13 protein-coding genes, 1 pseudogene and 1 riboswitch are annotated in these 17,348 nt (G+C 66.9%); of the genes and pseudogenes, 7 read left to right on the forward strand and 7 right to left on the reverse strand.

Translation table 11 applies throughout. From position 1 onward, the window contains the following. Positions 1–2: 2 nt before the first annotated feature. Positions 3–755, reverse strand: a complete 753-nt coding sequence (locus tag A9762_RS07950; protein ID WP_069341500.1) for a cobalt-precorrin-6A reductase — start codon at positions 753–755, stop codon at positions 3–5. Then, positions 755–1,993 carry a bifunctional cobalt-precorrin-7 (C(5))-methyltransferase/cobalt-precorrin-6B (C(15))-methyltransferase gene (locus A9762_RS07955; RefSeq protein ID WP_069341554.1) on the reverse strand — a complete coding sequence of 413 codons (1,239 nt, stop codon included), beginning with the start codon at positions 1,991–1,993 and terminating at the stop codon, positions 755–757. Before A9762_RS07955 ends, A9762_RS07950 begins: the two co-directional genes overlap by 1 nt. A 262-nt stretch (positions 1,994–2,255) precedes the next feature. Here A9762_RS07955 and cobG point away from each other — a divergent pair, with 262 nt between their 5' ends. From cobG to cobJ, 4 genes are read left to right on the forward strand one after another with little or no spacing between them, the layout of a single operon-like run. Continuing rightward, positions 2,256–3,653 (forward strand): precorrin-3B synthase, encoded by a 1,398-nt coding sequence (gene cobG / locus A9762_RS07960; RefSeq protein ID WP_240493474.1) that lies wholly within the window; start codon positions 2,256–2,258, stop codon positions 3,651–3,653. Beyond that, positions 3,650–4,276 (forward strand): precorrin-8X methylmutase, encoded by a 627-nt coding sequence (locus tag A9762_RS07965; RefSeq protein WP_069341502.1) that lies wholly within the window; start codon positions 3,650–3,652, stop codon positions 4,274–4,276. The genes cobG and A9762_RS07965 overlap by 4 nt, the downstream gene beginning before the upstream one ends. Beyond that, on the forward strand, positions 4,276–5,007 hold the full coding sequence (locus tag A9762_RS07970; protein WP_069341503.1) for a precorrin-2 C(20)-methyltransferase: 732 nt from the start codon (positions 4,276–4,278) through the stop codon (positions 5,005–5,007). The genes A9762_RS07965 and A9762_RS07970 overlap by 1 nt, the downstream gene beginning before the upstream one ends. Next, the gene (cobJ, locus tag A9762_RS07975) at positions 5,004–6,785 is read left to right on the forward strand and encodes a precorrin-3B C(17)-methyltransferase (protein WP_240493475.1); all 1,782 of its coding nucleotides are present in this window, start codon (positions 5,004–5,006) and stop codon (positions 6,783–6,785) included. The genes A9762_RS07970 and cobJ overlap by 4 nt, the downstream gene beginning before the upstream one ends. A gap of 42 nt (positions 6,786–6,827) precedes the next feature. Here cobJ and A9762_RS07980 read toward each other — a convergent pair whose 3' ends face one another. The 5 genes from A9762_RS07980 to cobW form a co-directional block, all read right to left on the reverse strand. Continuing rightward, positions 6,828–7,883 carry a HoxN/HupN/NixA family nickel/cobalt transporter gene (locus A9762_RS07980; RefSeq protein ID WP_069341504.1) on the reverse strand — a complete coding sequence of 352 codons (1,056 nt, stop codon included), beginning with the start codon at positions 7,881–7,883 and terminating at the stop codon, positions 6,828–6,830. A 45-nt stretch (positions 7,884–7,928) separates the two neighbouring features. Next, a complete protein-coding gene (locus A9762_RS07985; RefSeq protein WP_069341505.1) occupies positions 7,929–8,537 on the reverse strand; it encodes a VWA domain-containing protein in 609 nt (202 codons plus the stop codon). 98 nt (positions 8,538–8,635) lie between these two features. After that, entirely contained in the window at positions 8,636–9,688 is a 1,053-nt protein-coding gene (locus A9762_RS07990; RefSeq protein WP_240493476.1) for an ATP-binding protein, read from the reverse strand. 38 nt (positions 9,689–9,726) lie between these two features. Further along, a complete protein-coding gene (gene cobN, locus A9762_RS07995; RefSeq protein ID WP_069341506.1) occupies positions 9,727–13,551 on the reverse strand; it encodes a cobaltochelatase subunit CobN in 3,825 nt (1,274 codons plus the stop codon). A 19-nt stretch (positions 13,552–13,570) separates the two neighbouring features. Then, positions 13,571–14,665: a cobalamin biosynthesis protein CobW gene (gene cobW, locus A9762_RS08000; RefSeq protein WP_305778316.1), complete on the reverse strand. Its 1,095-nt coding sequence runs from the start codon at positions 14,663–14,665 to the stop codon at positions 13,571–13,573. A gap of 192 nt (positions 14,666–14,857) precedes the next feature. Then, a riboswitch (cobalamin riboswitch) is annotated at positions 14,858–15,143 on the reverse strand. Between the two features lie 389 nt (positions 15,144–15,532). Between cobW and cobA the strand changes: the two are divergent. The 3 genes and pseudogenes from cobA to cobO all read left to right on the forward strand — a co-directional run. Then, positions 15,533–16,255, forward strand: a pseudogene (gene cobA, locus A9762_RS29395) (uroporphyrinogen-III C-methyltransferase); the annotation flags it as partial. Continuing rightward, positions 16,253–16,759, forward strand: coding sequence for a cobalamin biosynthesis protein (locus A9762_RS29400; RefSeq protein ID WP_371442605.1), 507 nt, complete (start codon positions 16,253–16,255; stop codon positions 16,757–16,759). The pseudogene cobA and the gene A9762_RS29400, both read left to right, overlap by 3 nt. After that, positions 16,746–17,348 carry a cob(I)yrinic acid a,c-diamide adenosyltransferase gene (cobO, locus tag A9762_RS08010; RefSeq protein WP_069341508.1) on the forward strand — a complete coding sequence of 201 codons (603 nt, stop codon included), beginning with the start codon at positions 16,746–16,748 and terminating at the stop codon, positions 17,346–17,348. Before A9762_RS29400 ends, cobO begins: the two co-directional genes overlap by 14 nt.

A 17,348-nucleotide genomic window follows, 5' to 3' on the forward strand; every position in this document is an offset into this window, starting at 1 on the left:
CGTCAGGAGGTCGGGTTGTGTTGGATATGCGCCCCGGCTCGCCACGCATCGAGTGCGGCCAGCAAGGCGTCTCCCGTCTCGAACGTGCGATCCGCCTCGACGACCGGGGGCCGCGCCAGCATCACCACGGGCAGGCCGCGTTCGCGCGCCACGTCGAGCTTCGCCTCGGTCGCCGCACCGCCGCTGTTCTTGCTGACGACCACGTCGATGTCATGCTGCGCGAACAAGGCGCGCTCGCTCTCGTGTGTGAAAGGACCACGTGCGCCGATCACGAGAGCTTGCGCGTTGCCCGGATGATCGTCGAGACAGCGCACGACCCAGCGCTGATGCGCGGGGATCGCGTCCAGATGGTTGAGTGGCTCGCGTCCCGAAGTGAATAGCGGACGCGAGAAGGCAGCGAGGGCATCGCACATGGTGGGCCAGTCGTGCACGACACGCCAGTCGTCGCCCGGCCGGGGTTGCCACGGCGCACGGCGCAGCGCCCACACCGGCACCTCACAACGTTGCCCGGCAGTGCGCGCGTTGGCGCTGATCTGCGCGGCGTAGGGATGCGTGGCGTCGATCAGCAGGTCGATACTCTCGGTAACGAGATAGTTCGCGAGCCCTTCGCTGCCACCGAAACCGCCGACACGGACCTCGCACGGCAAGTCGTCCGGTACGCGGCCGAGTCCGGCCAGACTGTAGACGTCGTGCGACGCGAGTTGGCGCGCGAGCTGGCGTGCGTCGCCGGTGCCACCGAGCAGCAGAACGCGCATCACGACATCATCCCGTCAGATGCAGCGACGGGATCGTCGGACGGCTTGATCGCTTCGAGCAATGTGATCGGCAGCGCCGCCCGCCAGGTATCGAACCCGCCGAGCGGCCGGGCTTCGCTGATGGCCAGACGCGTCAGCGTGCCGCCATGACGCTCGCGCCAGTCGACCAGCGCCGCCTCGCTTTGCAGCGTCACGGCGTTGGCGACAAGGCGGCCGCCCGGGCGCAGTCGCGACCAGCACAGGTCGAGCACGCCCGGCACCGTCACGCCGCCGCCGATGAAAATCGCGTCCGGCGCGGCAAGTCCCTGCAAGGCCTCGGGCGCACGCCCTGCCACCAGTTCCAGCCCGGGCACGCCCAGCGCCTCCCGGTTGTGCGTGATGAATGCCTGACGCTCGGGCGATGATTCGATGGCGATGGCGCGACATGCCGGATGCGCGCGCATCCATTCGATGCCGATGGAACCGGAGCCTGCGCCGACGTCCCACAGCAGGGCGCCCGGATACGGCGCCAGCCGTGCCAGTGTGATCGCGCGCACGTCGCGCTTGGTCAACTGGCCGTCGTTCAGGAAAGCATCGTCGGGCAGACCGGTCGCCAACGGCAGGGAGCGGCCCGTGTCGGTGCGACACGTGAGCGCCATGAGGTTGAGCGCCTCGACTTGCCGATCGCCCCAGTCGGCGGCAACGGCATCGATACGCCGCTCGCGCGGCCCGCCCAGCGATTCGAATACGCTCATGTGTGTCGGGCCGAAACCGCCGGCGCACAGCATGGCGGCGACATCGGCAGGCGATGCGCCATCGCGGCTCAGCACCAGCAGCCTCGCGCCATCTCGCAGGTGCGCGTTCAGTGTGGCGAGCGGCCGTCCGACGAGCGAGACCGTCGGCACATCCTGCAACGCCCATCCGAGCCGGGCAGCGGCCAGCGACAGCGACGACGGCGCGCCGATCACATGCATCTCGCTCGACGGAAGACGACGGGCCAGCGTTGCGCCTACGCCGAACAGCATCGGATCGCCGCTGGCGAGCACACAGACGCGGTGTCCGCGCCATGCCAGCAGCGGCTCGACGTCGAACGGCCTGGGCCACGGTTCGCGCCGCGCGCGCAGACGTGGGGGAAGCATCGACAGATGACGCGGGGCACCGGCCACGATCTCGGCGTCGAGCAGTGCGCGACGGGCGTTGCGGCCCAGACCAGCAAACCCGTCCTCCCCTATGCCGATCACCGTCAGCCAGGGCGTCATCGCATCGCCGGTCATCATTCTCGATCCTCTCTCCATCCCTCGTTCACGGCCCGTAAAATCGGGGCCGGAAACCGCAAAGCAGGCATAATACCGCTTTGCTGAAGCCCCCCGGGGCCCTAAAGGACACGACGGCAGCACGACAGCCGCCGCAACCGCCCGCACAGACGGCCGTGCCACGGTCGCGCCTGCCATTCATCGAACCTTGGATCACGTCTCATTTCCCTCTCTCCGGCCTTCGGCCTGCCCGGCGCTCGGACGCATCGTGGCCAGCCGCGACGGCGGGCTATGCCGGGTCAAACTGCCCGGCGGGAAACTGAGCGCCACGCAGGCCACCGCGATTGCCGAGGTCGCCCAGACGTTCGCCACCGGTGTGATCGAGCTGACGAACCGCGCGAATCTTCAACTGCGCGGTGTGAAAGCAGGCGCCGAAGCCGAATTGCATCGACGGCTGATCGACGCCGGCCTCGGGCCACGTGTCCAGCGCTGCGCCGTTGCAGGAGACGATAGCGGCGAACTGACCGACGACGAACACGTGGCCCGGCGAACCGCCGTTGCAGACGACGTGCGCAACCTGATGCTCAGCGCCACCGCCGGCTGCGACGCAGGCGCGCTGTACGACACCACGTCACTCGCCGATACGATCCTCCTCCGGCTGGAAAACGAACCGCGCTTCGCGGCGCTGTCGCCGAAATTCTCGGTGCTGCTCGACGGCGGCGAACACCTTGCCGCGCTCGATCATCCGCATGACGTCTGGCTGTCGCCGATGACAGTCACCATTGCCAGCGAACCGATGTTCGCACTCGGCTTCGCTGGCTATCCGCTCACCACGCTCACCACGCCCGGCAGCGCCATCGCGGCGATTCGGGCGAGCGACGTTCCCGCGCTGGTGCACGCGTTGCTGCACACGTTCATCGATCTGGCCGACGACGACCACAAGCGGATGCGCGACCTGTTGCGGGTGCACCGCGCAGACGACGTCGCCCATCGTGCCGCAGCCCGCGCCGGTGTCACGTTGCATCGCGACGCGGCGGTGAGCGACTGGCAACGCGCACCTGCGGATCCGCTGCGCCGGTTCGGCGCATGGCCGCAGCGCGATGCGGGCCTGTGGCACGTCGGCGCGCAAGCGCCGCTCGGACGCCTCGACGCCGCGACCTTGCACGCCATCGCGACGCTGTCGCGCTCGCATGCGCAAGGCAGTTTCCGCGTCACGCCGTGGCAAGGTCTGCTGATCACGGACGTGGCCGAGCGCGATGTGGCGCATGTCGAGCAAACCCTCGACGGCCTCGGCATGATTCGCCACGCACACACGCCACTGGGTCGCATGATCGCCTGTGCAGGATCGACGGGGTGCGCCAAGGCGCTCTCCGACACGAAAGCCGACGCGCGCGCACTGGCCGAACGTCTGCAAACCGGTGTCGAAGTTCACGTCAGCGGCTGTGTCCGCTCGTGCGCGTCGGCGCATCGCGCGCCGTGGACCTTGCTCGCTGTCGGCCCGGGACAGTACGACCTGTACTGCGACGCGACGTCAGACACAGCCCCCGACACCCCCGGCCCTCGCCGGGACGACGCCGCCCGTTTCGGCGCGCGCGTCGCCACTCACCTGACGCTCGAAGCGATTGCGCTTCGACTCAACTCGCAAGACCGGATTGCCCAGCCATGATTGATTACGTCCGCGACGGACAGGCCATCTACCGCGAATCGTTCGCTACGATCCGCACCGAAGCCGACCTCTCGCGCATCCCTGCCGACCTCGAAAAGCTCGCCGTTCGCGTCATCCACGCGTGTGGCATGGTCGATATCGTCGATGCCCTGCAATTCTCGGACGGCGCAGGCACGGCCGGACGCAACGCCCTGCGCGCCGGCGCCCCGATCCTGTGCGACGCCAACATGGTCGCGCACGGCGTGACCCGCGCCCGCCTGCCCGCCGCGAACGATGTCGTGTGCACGCTCACCGATCCCGCCGTGCCGGAACTTGCCCGCTCGATGGGCAACACGCGCTCGGCAGCGGCGCTGGAACTGTGGCGTCCGAGGCTCGCCGGCAGCGTCGTCGCCATCGGCAACGCGCCGACCGCCCTGTTCCATCTGCTCGACATGCTCGATCAGGGGGCACCGCGCCCCGCACTGATCCTCGGCTTTCCGGTCGGCTTCGTCGGCGCCGCCGAGTCCAAAGCCATGCTCGCGGCTGACAGTCGCGGCGTGCCGTACGTGATCGTTTCGGGCCGCCGAGGCGGCAGCGCCATGGCCGCGGCCGCCATCAACGCTCTGGCATCGGAGATCGAATAATGACAACCTCCGGCAAACTCTTCGGCATTGGTGTCGGCCCCGGCGACCCCGAATTGCTCACGCTCAAAGGCTTGCGTCTGCTGCAAGCCGCCCCGGTCGTCGCGTACTTCGTGGCGAAGGGCAAGAAAGGCAACGCCTTCGGCATCATCGAAGGCCATTTGCTCGACTCGCAGACACGCATGCCGCTCGTCTATCCGGTCACGACCGAAGCGCTCGAACCGCCGCTGTCGTACGAGACGATCATCGCGGACTTCTACGACACGGCCGCCGCACTGATCGGCGAGCATCTCGAAGCGGGACGCGACGTCGCCGTGGTCTGTGAAGGCGATCCGTTCTTCTACGGCTCGTACATGTATCTGCACGACCGGCTGGCCGGGCGGTTCGACGTCGACGTGGTCCCGGGCGTGTGCTCGATGCTTGGCGGTGCCGCCGTGCTGGGCACGCCGCTCGTCTATCGCAATCAGAGCCTGTCGGTGCTCTCGGGCGTGATGCCCGAAGCGGAACTGCGTCGCAAGCTCGCCGATACGGACGCCGCCGTCATCATGAAGCTCGGACGCAACTTCGATAAGGTGCGGCGCGTGCTCGACGAACTCGGACTCGCCAGCCGTGCGCTCTACGTCGAGCGGGCGACGATGGCGAACCAGCGCATCGTGCCGCTGACGGACGTGGACCCGAGCGCCTCGCCGTACTTCTCGCTGCTCGTCGTGCCGGGGCAGAAATGGCAGGGATGAACCTCTCGACCATGGGGCAGGCCATCGCGCCGGCACCGGCCATCGTCGTGCTCGGGCGCAGCGCGCTCGACACCGCGCGACGTCTTCAGGCGAGCCTGCCGGGCGCGACCGTGCACGGTCTCGAAGCCCGTGTCGGGCACGACGCCGACGTGAGTTTCACGCAACTCGGCGAACATCTTCAGGCGCTGTATGCCAACGGCACGCCGATCGTCGCCCTGTGCGCGGCCGGTATCGTCATCCGCTGCGTTGCCCCGATGCTGAGCAACAAGGGAACGGAGCCGCCGGTGCTGGCCGTCGCCGAAGACGGCAGCGCCGTGGTGCCGCTGCTCGGCGGACTGGCCGGCGTCAACGTTTTGGCGCGTCACCTCGCACAAACGCTGGGGATCGCCCCGGCCATCACGACCAGCGGCGAGCTGCGTTTCGGCACCTGTTTGTTGAATCCGCCGGAAGGCTACGTGCTCGCCGATCTCGAGCAGAGCAAGCATTTCGTCTCGGATCTGCTCGCGGGTGAAACGGTGCGCATCGAAGGCGACGCCCCGTGGCTCGACGATGCCGACCTCCCGAAAGCCGACGGTGCCGCGCGGACGATTCGCATCACGCCGTTCGTCGATGACGCCCATAGCACCTCGCGTCCCGACGCACTGGTGATTCATCCGCGCAGCCTGCTCGCCGTCGTCACTAAGCCGCAAGGTGCCGACGCGCAGCAGATTCGCGCGATGCTCTCGGCGCAAGCGCTCTCGCCACAGGCATTGGCGGCTGTGATTGCGCCCGTCTCGTCGATGGGCGACGCCGCCGTGCAAGCCATTGCCGACGACCTCGCGGTGCCGCTGCGCTTTGCCAACTTCAACGCGAACTTCAACGCGGATTTCAACGATTCTGAAGCCTCCACCGCCATCGATTGGCTGGTAACGACGCTTGGCCCGGACGTCGACTTTCATCACGACGCCACCGGCATCGCACTCGCCCGAGCGCGGGCGCCGATCGATCCCGCGCGGATCGGTCAGGCGCGCGGCACACTGACTGTCATCGGGCTCGGGCCCGGCGACATCGGTCTGCGTGTGCCCGATGCCACTGCCGCGCTGGCGGCGGCGACCGACATTCTCGGCTATGCCACCTACGTCGCCATGGCCGGCCCGTTCCGCGACGACCAGCAAGTGCACGCGACCGACAACCGCGAGGAGTTGATGCGTGCACGCCACGCGTTCGAACTCGCGAGCGCGGGCCGGCATGTCGTTGTGGTGTCGTCGGGCGATCCGGGCGTGTTCGCGATGGCGAGTGCCGTGCTTGAAGCGCTGGATGTGAGTGAGCATGCGCACTGGAAGACCGTCGACCTGCGCATCGTCCCGGGCATTTCGGCGGCCATGGCGACAGCAGCACTCGCAGGCGCACCGCTCGGTCACGACTTCTGCGTGCTGTCGCTCTCGGACAATCTGAAGCCGTGGCAGGTGATTCGTGAACGCCTGCAACACGCAGCGCAGGCCGATCTCGTCATGGCGTTCTACAACCCGATCTCGCGGGCGCGTCCGTGGCAACTGGGCGAAGCGCTGGACATCGTGCGCGAATGGCGCACGCCGGACACGCGCGTGGTGCTCGGACGTGACGTGGGCCGCCCCGGCGCCACACTCGTCAACACCACGCTTGGCGAGTTGCGTGCGGAGCAGGTCGACATGCGCACGATGGTTATCGTCGGCTCGTCGACCACGCGAGGCATCGATGGCGGCCCGAACGGGGAGTGGATCTACACGCCCCGCTGGTACGGCGAGCCGCCGAAGCGCTGAGGATTGACGAGGCTCAGCGGCGCGACGAAATAGAAGAAGACGTTACGCCGCCTCGGCCGGCCCGAGCTTGTCGTACCCCTTGATCCGGTAGACGACGAACGACAGCAACCACGACAGGATGAACACGCCGATGATGGCGAAGCCGAGGTTGTTGAAGTTCTCGTTCAGCTCGGCGATGACATCCCAGAACCCGCCCGTCAGTTCGTACTTGTTCTGGAACATGCCGAGTGTCTCGATCCCGCCGATGAGCACGGCGACGAGCACCGACACGAGCGTAATCGTCAGGTTGTAATACAGCTTGCGAATCGGACGAACGAAGGCCCACTCGTAGGCGCCGAGCATCAGAATGCCATCCGTCGTGTCGACGAGCGTCATACCGGCCGCAAACAGCGCCGGGAACACCAGCACCGTGCCCAGCGACACGCCATGCGCCGCCTGACTGGCCGACAGCGCCAGCAGACTCACTTCCGTGGCCGTATCGAACCCGAGACCGAACAGGAACCCCAGCGGCAGCATCCACGCCGGATGCGACACGAGCCGGAACATCGGACGGAACAGGCGCGCCACGAAGCCACGATTGTTCAGCAGAATGTCGAGATCGTCGCTGTCGTAGGGCAAGCCGCGACGCACCTTGTCGAACGCCCGCCAAACGCCGCGCAGGATGAAAATGTTCATCGCAGCGATCAGGAACAGGAACGTTGCCGAGATACTGGTGGAGATGATGCCGCCGACACCCCGCCATTCCTCGACACGGTTTTGCAGCGCCACCGCTGCAAGCGCCACGCCGGCCGCCACGATCAGCACCACGGCTGAGTGCCCGAGCGCGAAGAAGAAGCCGACCGAGACGGGGCGCTGCCCGTCCTGCATCAGCTTGCGCGTGACGTTGTCGATGGCAGCGATGTGATCGGCATCCACCGCATGACGCAGGCCGAAGCCCCACGCCAGCACGCCGGTGCTCAGCAGCAGCGGGTCGCCACGGAACGCGACGAACGCCCAGACCCACGCGCCGATATTGAACGCCGCGAGCAAGGCATACATGCCGCCGACGCGAGTGCGCAAGCGCCCCGCCGGGGGCAGGGAGGTAAGAGACATGGACATACGGTCGATCCTTAAATCAAGTGAGTCCGTGCAACTGGGGAATCCTTAAACACGCGGTGCAATCTCATCCAGACGAACGCATTCGGCCGCCCACGCGCGGGCGAGACGTTCGCAACCACGCAGTGCGATGTGTGCGACATGTCCGATACGCGCCTGCTCGCAATCGACCACGACAACGCGGTCGACGCCCGGGGGCTTCGACGGCATGTCGCGGGTGCGGCCGTCCGTCAGCAGCCACAACACCCGCACCTGCGATGCCTGCGGCCCTTCGGCACGTTTCGCCCGCGCGAGCAGTCGTGCCGCGGCGGCGACACCCGCCGACAGCGGCGTGCCGCCACCACCGCCGATGGGCTCGATCCAGCGCTCGTTCCACCATCGCGGCACGGCGGGACCGAACAGCACCTCGGCACGATCGCCACCAAAGCGAATCAGCGCGACTTCGGATCGCTCCCGCGCCAGGCGGTTGAAGCTATCGAGCAACCAGCCTTTCGCCTGCGCGAGACTGCCCAGCATCGATGCGGAACCGTCGAGCACGAAGCAGTGCAACTCGCCGCCGGGGGTTTCGTCCCCGGCGTAACGCAGATGCGTTCTGTCCAGCGGTTGCGGACCTTTGCGCAATAGCGTCGCGCTCCAGACGATGCGTCGTCCCGGCACGGACGTCTCGCTACGACGTTTCGCGCGTCTTGCCTGCCCTGCACCGTGTAACCACCGGGAACCGCCGGACGAGCCGACGGCGGCGCGCTCCCGATGGTTCAGCGTTTTTTTGACGACAGCGGGACCACGCCCTTCACGCGAGTCGTTCCGATGGGCTCGGGCGGCAGATAGCCCCAATCGGGGGCCGCGTCGCCTGCCCCACTGCTCTGCGGTGCGTTCCCGGCGTCAGCCTCACGGGCCTCTTGTGCAGTACCGCCGGTGTCCTGAGGCGGACGGCCGGACGACGCCCCTTGCGCGGGCGCATGACGACGATGCCCCAGCACCGACTCCGCCACGCGCTCGACATGCGCGCGCGTGGCCATCGGCGAACCTTCCAGCGCGGCCAGTGCCCGTGCCGCACGCAGCATGATGAGATCCGCGCGCATGCCATCGACCTGCGCTTCGATACACAGGGCGCTCACGGCGTCGTGCACGTCATCGTCGATGCCGACATCGGCCAGCGCTGCACGCGCGTCGAGAATGCGCTGACGAAGCTCGGCCTGCGCCGGTGCACATCGCGCGTGAAACGCCGCCGGATCGAGATCGAACGCCAGCCGCGTCTTCACGATTTGCTGACGCACCTGCGGATCGAAACAGTTCTCCAGCACGACCGTCAGGCCGAAGCGATCCAGCAACTGGGGCCGCAGCTCGCCCTCCTCCGGATTCATCGTACCGACGAGCATGAAGCGCGCTGCGTGCCGGTGCGATACCCCGTCGCGCTCCACGACGTTGATGCCGCTCGCGGCAACGTCCAGCACCACGTCGACGAGCGCATCGGCCAGCAGGTTCACCTCGTCGACGTACAACACGCCCTGATGCGCGCGCGCCAGCAGGCCCGGCGAGAACTTCACGCCGCCGCCACGCAGCGCTTCGTCGATATCCAGCGCACCGATCAGGCGCTCCTCGGTCGCGCCCAGCGGCAGCGTCACGAAAGGACAGTCGGGCAGCAGATCGGCCAGCGAGCGGGCCGCCGTCGATTTCGCCGTACCGCGCGGGCCGGTGATCAGCACGCCGCCAATCGACGGATCGACGGCGATCAGCAGCAAGGCGTCGCGCAGTGGCGCCTGACCGACGAGTGCCGTCAGGGGAAATGAAGGAAACAGCTGCGGCATTGGCGGCATCTCAGACGCGCTCAGTTCGTTGGGCGATGTCACGACACGCTCCGTTCGATTTCCTGCCCGACGGCCAGGAGATGATTTTCGATTTGCTCACGGTAGGCGCCGGGCGATTGCCACAGGCCCCGACCGATGGCTTCGAGCAGGCGCTCGCACACGCCGCGCAGTGCCTGAGGGTTGTGGCGCTGCATGAACTCGCGCGTGTGGGCGTCGTTCAGGCAGGCGTCGGTCACGAGCCCGTATTGATGGTCCGACACCACGCGCGCCGTGGCGTCGTAACCGAACAGGTAATCGACCGTGGCGGCAATCTCCGCCGCGCCCTTGTAACCGTGACGCTTCACCCCGTCGAGCCATTTCGGATTGACGACACGCGCACGGATCACGCGGGCGATCTCTTCGGTGAGCGGGCGCACGCGCGGCGCATCCGGGCGGCTGTGGTCGGCGTGGTACACCTCGGGTTGCTGCCCCGAGAAGTGCCGCACGGCCGCCGTCATGCCGCCCTGAAACTGGTAGTAGTCGTTCGAGTCGAGCACGTCGTGCTCGCGATTGTCCTGATTCTGCAAAACGACGTCGATGCTCGCCAGACGCGTCGCAAACACGCCATGCGCCTGCTCACCGGCACTCGCCTGCGCATACGCATAGCCGCCGGACTCACGATAGGCTTGCGCGAGATCTTCGTCCGTCTGCCACAGGCCGTTGTCGATCATCTCCTGCAAGCCTGCGCCGTAAGTGCCCGGGCGTGAGCTGAAGACGCGCCAGCCTGCACGCTTGCGTGCCTCATCAGCGTCGAGGCCGCGCGCCATCCAGGCGTCGCGCTCACGCAGCACACGCGCGCGGATCGGGTTGATGTCTTCCGGCTCGTCGAGCGCCGCCACGGCCTGCACCGCAGCGTCGAACAGGTGCATGACATTCGGGAAGGCGTCGCGGAAGAAGCCGGACACCCGCAGCGTCACGTCGATACGCGGACGCTCCATGCCGCCCGGCGGCAGAATTTCGAAGTCCGTCACGCGGTGACTGCCGGCAGCCCACTTCGGACGCACGCCGAGCAACGCGAATGCCTGCGCGATATCGTCGCCACCGGTGCGCATCGTGGCCGTGCCCCACACCGACAGGCCGATGGCGCGCGGGTAATCGCCGTGATCCTGCAAATGACGTTCGATCAACTGGCGCGCCGACTTCACGCCGAGCGCCCATGCCGTCTGCGTGGGAATCGCGCGCGTGTCGACGGAGTAGAAGTTGCGCCCCGTCGGCAGCACGTCCGGGCGTCCGCGCGAGGGCGCGCCGCTCGGCCCCGGCGGCACGAAGCGTCCTTCGAGACCGCGCCGCAGATGTCTTAGCTCCTCGCTGCCGCACGCATCGAGCGACGGCAGTACTTCGTCCCGCGCTCGCGCCAGCACTTCGCGCGTCGCGCTCAGATGCTGTGTCTTGCCTTCGAGCGACGCGGCGGGCTCTCCGTCCTCGCCGGTCAACGTCTCCAGCAGGTTCGTCGCCAGCAACTCCAGTCGCTCTCGCGTATCGCCCTGATGACGCCACGGTGCATCGCTCACCTGCGCGAGCAACGCCGGACGCGGTCCGTCCCACGGCGCCGACCATTCGGCCTTCAGCGGATCGAACCGGTCGTCGATCTGCAAGTCTTTCGCCAGCGCATCGATGAGGCTGGCGTCGCGGCCCTGCCCGCCACGCACCGGGAAACGCATCAGCGCGAGCAACGTGTCGCGACGTTCGCGCCCCGTCGGCGAACGGCCGAAGATGTGCAGGCCGTCGCGAATCTGCGTCTCCTTCAACTCGCACAGCCAGGTGTCCACGCGGGTGAGCAGTTCGTCTTCCGCGTCCGTATCGTTCGGGGCGTCGAGGCTCAGCTCCTCGTGCAGACGATGACGCACGATGGTCTCGAGGATCGTGCTGCGCAGCAGCCTGGCGCGGCGCGCATCGACCATCAACGCTTCGTAATACTCGTCGACCTGACGCTCCAGATCCTGAAGCGGGCCATACGATTCGGCGCGCGTGAGCGGCGGCATCAGATGATCGATGATCACGGCCTGCGCGCGACGCTTCGCCTGACTGCCCTCGCCCGGATCGTTCACGATGAACGGGTACAGATGGGGCAGCGGGCCGAGCGTCAGGTCCGGCCAGCAACTGTCGGACAGCGCCACGCTCTTGCCGGGCAGCCATTCGAGACTGCCGTGTTTGCCCACATGCACGACGGCATCGACGTCGACCGTGTGGCGCAGCCAGAAGTAAAACGCGAGATAGGCGTGCGGCGGGACGAGTTCGGCGTCGTGATAGCTGGCGTAATCGCCGTCGATGCGAGAGCGCGACGGCTGGATGCCTACGAACACGTTGCCGCATCGCGAGCCGGCAATCATGAAGCGCCCCTGCCGGACGGTGGGGTCCTGATCTGCCGGCCCCCAGCGTTCGTTAAGCGCGTCGCGCACGTCTGCCGGTAACTGCGCGAACGCTGCGAGATAGTCGTCGAGCGCGTAGCTCTGGAAGGCCGGGCGCAACGCACGCGTCTCGGGATCGTTCGTCACGCCACGCGTCAGGCGTGCCATCAGCGCTTCGCCGTCGTCGGGCAGTTCGTCGACGCGGTAACCTTCGTCGCGCAGCAAGGTCAGGATCTCGACGACCGACGCCGGGGTATCGAGTCCGACACCGTTGCCGATGCGTCCCTCGCTCGCCGGGTAGTTCGCGAGCACCAGCGCAAGACGCTTCTGCGCGTTGGGCTTCGTGCGCAGCAGGCACCAGCGGCGACTGAGTTCGGCCACGAACGCAACACGTTCCTTGTCCGGCTGATAGCGCACGACGTCGACCTCGGTGCGCGGGCAGCGATAGTCGAGGCCCTTGAAGCTGATCGCCCGCGTGATGATGCGGCCGTCGACTTCCGGCAGCGCGACATGCATTGCGATATCGCGGGAGTTGAGGCCCTGATTGTCCTTGACCCAATCGTCGCGATTGCCGCCGCTGAGAATCACCTGCAACACCGGCGCGTCGTTGCCGAAGACCTGCGACTGGCGCGGATCTTCCGGCGTCGAGGTGGAGAAGGCCGTGGTGTTGAGGACCAGCGAGACGTCGTAGGTGTCGCAGAGTTGCTGCACGACGTCGCGGCTGAGAGCGTCCTTGAGCGACGTAATCGCGATCGGCAACGGATTCAGACCCCGCGCGCTCAGCGCATCGATCAGGGCGTCGAACACGCCGGTATTCGCCGCCTGCAAGTGCGCGCGGTAGAACAGGATGGCGACGACGGGCGCCCCGGCATGCCAGCAGGCCTGCCAGTCGTCCATCGTGGCGACTCGGGTCGGCGATCGCGGATCCGGGTGGTACAGCGTGGCATTGGGCACGGCGACCGGCAGCGGCGGTTCGTCGCCCCAGCCGAGCGCGTGCCACGCGATGGCACGCAGGAACGCCTCGGCGTTGACCGGTCCGCCCTGACGCAGATAGCGCCACAGGCGCGTACAGAACTCGGGGCTTGCCGTGCTCAGCGCCGTCAGGTTCGGGTCTTCCTGCAAGTCGCCGGAGAACATCACCAGCATCTGGCCGCGACGCTGCGCCAGCTCGACGATCCTCTCGATGCCATACGGCCAGTAAGCTTCGCCCCCCAGATGGTCGACCACCACGACGCGCGCATGCTGCAAGACATCGTCGACATAGAAGTCGACCGACGCCGGCTGACGCAGATACGTGACGTTGGCAAGGCGCAGGCTCGGGAAATCGTCGCCGAGCCGCTCGACCACGCTCGCGAGCAACGACAGCGTGGTGTCGGCCGAACTGAGCACCACGATGTCGGCGGGCTGCTGATCGATGCGGATCACGCCGGCGGCGTCATCGACAAAGCCGCCGGGGACTGTCCGTAACAGATGCATGCGACGCGTCTTCCCCGGCTCAGGCCGCTGCGGTAGACGTGGCCGACGTGGCGCTCACGCCCAGTGCCGCGTCGAATTCGCGCTGGAGTTGGTCGGCGTCGAGGTCTTCGCCGATCAGCACGAAGCGGCTGCCGCGCGCTTCGCCATCGCGCCAGTGACGGTCGAAATAGCTGTCGAAACGCTTGCCGACGCCCTGAATCACGAGACGCATCGGTGCGCCCGGCAACGCCGCGAACCCCTTGGCGCGGTAGATCGTGTGGTTCTGCACCAACTGGCTCAACGCGGCGATGACCGAGTCGCGCGACGCCGGTGCCATGAGCGATGCCGACACCATGACCGAGTCGAACTCGTCGTGGTGGTGGTCCGCATCGTCCGCCGAACCGTGATGGTCGTGGCGCTGGTCGATGGTTTCCTCGGAGGCCGAGTTCAGGCCGAGCAGCACGCTCAGATCGAGGTTGCCGTTGCTCGCCGGCACGATCTTCACGTGCGAGGGCAGTTCGTCGCGAATCAGGGCCGACACGCTGGCTTGCGCCGCGTCGTCGAGCAGATCGGTCTTGTTGAGAATGACCAGATCCGCCGCGCTCAACTGGTCTTCGAAAAGTTCGTGCAGGGGCGATTCGTGGTCGAGGTTCGGATCGGCCTTGCGCTGTTCGTCGACGGCCACCGGATCTTCGGCGAACTGACCTCTGGCGGCGGCAGGACCGTCGACCACGGTAATCACGGCGTCGACGGTGAAGCTGTTGCGGATCGACGGCCAGTTGAACGCCTGCACCAGCGGCTTGGGCAACGCGAGGCCGGACGTCTCGATGAGCACATGGTCGATCTGGTCGCGACGCTCCACCAGCGCTTCCATCACGGGGAAGAACTCCTCCTGGACAGTGCAACACAGGCAGCCGTTGGCCAGTTCGTACAGTTGGCCTTCGGTCTCCTGACCGTTGTCGTCGCAGCCGATGCCGCAACCTTTGAGGATTTCGCCGTCGATGCCCAGTTCGCCGAATTCGTTGACGATGACCGCGACGCGCAGGCCGTTGTTGTTGGACAGGATGTGACGCAGCAGCGTGGTTTTACCGCTGCCGAGAAAGCCCGTGATCACGGTCACGGGGATCTTGCGCATGGAAGTCGACATGGAATAAGGCAAAGCGTGGTGACACGCCTCTTCCGGCCCGGTCGTCGGTGCTGTCGGTATTGCCGGCATGGCATTCGACCAGTCCGGCAGGACACGGCCGCGCCGCCGGTGACGGCTGCATCGGGAAAGCGGAGGAAACGTGGCAAAACTGAAGGTTTGACTGCACACCGCCTACCCGCAGTGCCAATCGTCTTCTCCGGCCGGTATCCGGGCTGACGAAATGGCCGCTTCACCTTCCCACGCTGCCCGTCAGGGCATTAGCGCAGTGGTCTCGCCCCGCGAAACACGTGCGGGGTTGAAGTCGGCCTGGCGTCGCATGACTGCGGCACCTTCGTTTCACCGTTGCGGGGGCAGCACAGGCTGGGGCGTCGCGTCGACCCCATGAGGGGGCGCGCCGCCCGTCTGTTTCCCGTTTAACTGCGCACGCCTGAACGTGTGCGCGAGCACCAGATTAGCCGCGAGTGTAGGTGCCGGATACCGCTCCGTCAAGGCGAGACGCTGGCCCTAAGCCTCCCTCAAGCCGCCCCGCCGATGCCTACAATCGGGGCACCGCCGGGGCGAACGGGCGCGAAGCGAGCCGCACAAGGCCTGTGGTATCCTCGCCACCAAATTTTCGGTCCCCCTGCTCCCTCGATGAGGGGCATGAAGGGCGTTACCGCGCATTCGTTCCGCGCACCGCAGCCGACCGCTCATGCCCTCCCCCGTCGTCCCGCTTATGAGTCATCGCCCTGCCCCGGTCCCGGTGGCACGTCTGCGTCCTGCATCGCGTCCCATGTCGGGTGCCGTTTTCGTCTCGTGCTGCACGATGCACGTCCCGTGCGAACTTCACCACGATTACGCCGAGCGAGGCCAGCAATGAGTCGTGCGTGGCTGATCGGCGCCGGACCGGGCGACCCCGAACTCATCACCGTCAAGGCCATGCGAGCGCTTGGCCAGGCGGATGTCGTACTGGTCGACGATCTCGTGAATCCCGGCATTCTGGCGATGGCCGCGCCGCACGCGCAGATCGTCTACGTCGGCAAACGCGGCGGGCATGCGTCCACACCGCAGCGCGAGATCATCGCGCTGATGCTCTCCCACCTTCGTGCAGGCCGAAGCGTGGCGCGCCTGAAAGGCGGCGACCCCTTCGTGTTCGGGCGCGGCGGCGAGGAACTGCAAGCGTTGCAGGCGGCGGGAGTGCCCGTCGAGATCCTGGGCGGGATAACCGCCGGCATTGCGGCACCGACGACGCTCGGCATCCCCGTCACTCACCGGGGGTTGGCACAGGGCGTGATTTTCGTGACGGGGCACAGCGCAGGCGAAGACGAGCCGGACTGGCGAGCGCTTGCGGCCACGGGCCTGACGCTCGTGATCTACATGGGCATTCGCCGTCTGCAAGACATCACGGATCAGTTGCAACAAGCGGGCATGTCGCCGGACACCCCGTGCGCGGCCATCGAGTCGGCAACGCTCCCGGCGCAGCGTCACGTCATTGCCACGCTGCACACCTTGTCTGCCGAGGTTCGTGCGGCGGCCATCGGATCGCCGTCGATCATCGTGATCGGCGACGTGGTGTCGCTCGCGCAGCGCCCCGGCATGATCGACGGTGATGATGCCGGCAGTGAGATCGCCGGGATTTCCCGACGCCCCACGGCGCAGCGCCCGCTCAGCCTCGGCATCGGTTTTCGGCAAGGCATGACGACAGCACAGATCGAAGCCGCGGTACTCGCGGCACTAGGCTCGCGCTCGCTGGCCGAGGTCGCCACCCTCGCGACGCTCGACAAGAAGGCCGGCGATCCGGCGCTCGTGCGCTTCTGCGAGCACCACGGCATTCGTCTGGCAGGCTATACACCTGCGCAGATCGAGGCGTGTCTCGACGCGCATCCCCAATTGCCCCGCTCCGACACCGTGCTTGCCCACATGGGTGTGCGCGCGGTGTGCGAGCCTTGCGCCGTGCTGGCATCGTCCGGCGGCACGCTGCTCGCGAAGAAATACGCCGGCGACGGCATCACCGTCGCCATCGCGGTGACGACCACCATCGCCGCCTCAGACAACCCTCAGCACGACGCTCAACCGGAGTCACGAAACGATGAAGACAGATAGCGAATCCCACCTGCGCATGACCCAGCGACGTCGCGAAGGGCACGAAAAGAAGCAAGCTGCCGCGACGACCGAAAAGGGCCTGCTGATCGTGCATACGGGCAACGGCAAGGGCAAGAGCACGGCGGCGTTCGGCATGGCCGTGCGCATGCTCGGTCACGACCAGCGCATTGGCGTGGTGCAGTTCATCAAGGGCGCGCTGCATACGTCCGAGCGCGACTTCCTCGGCAGCCACCCGCAGTGCGACTTCATCACGATGGGTGACGGCTACACCTGGAACACGCAGAACCGCGACGCCGACATCGCCACCGCACGCAAGGGCTGGCAAGCGGCCGTCGACATGATCGAGAGCGGCAACTACCGTATGGTGATTCTCGATGAGCTCAATACCGTCCTGAAGTACGAATATCTGCCGCTCGACGAAGTGCTCGGCGTGCTCACCGCACGTGGCGAAATGCAGCACGTCGTGGTCACCGGCCGTCATGCGCCGGACGAATTGATCGAAGCGGCGGACCTCGTCACCGAGATGCGTCTGGTGAAGCATCCGTATCGCGAGCAGGGTGTGAAGGCGCAACAGGGCGTCGAGTTCTGA

Source organism: Pandoraea sp. ISTKB, assembly GCF_001721285.1.
Lineage (GTDB): Bacteria > Pseudomonadota > Gammaproteobacteria > Burkholderiales > Burkholderiaceae > Pandoraea > Pandoraea capi.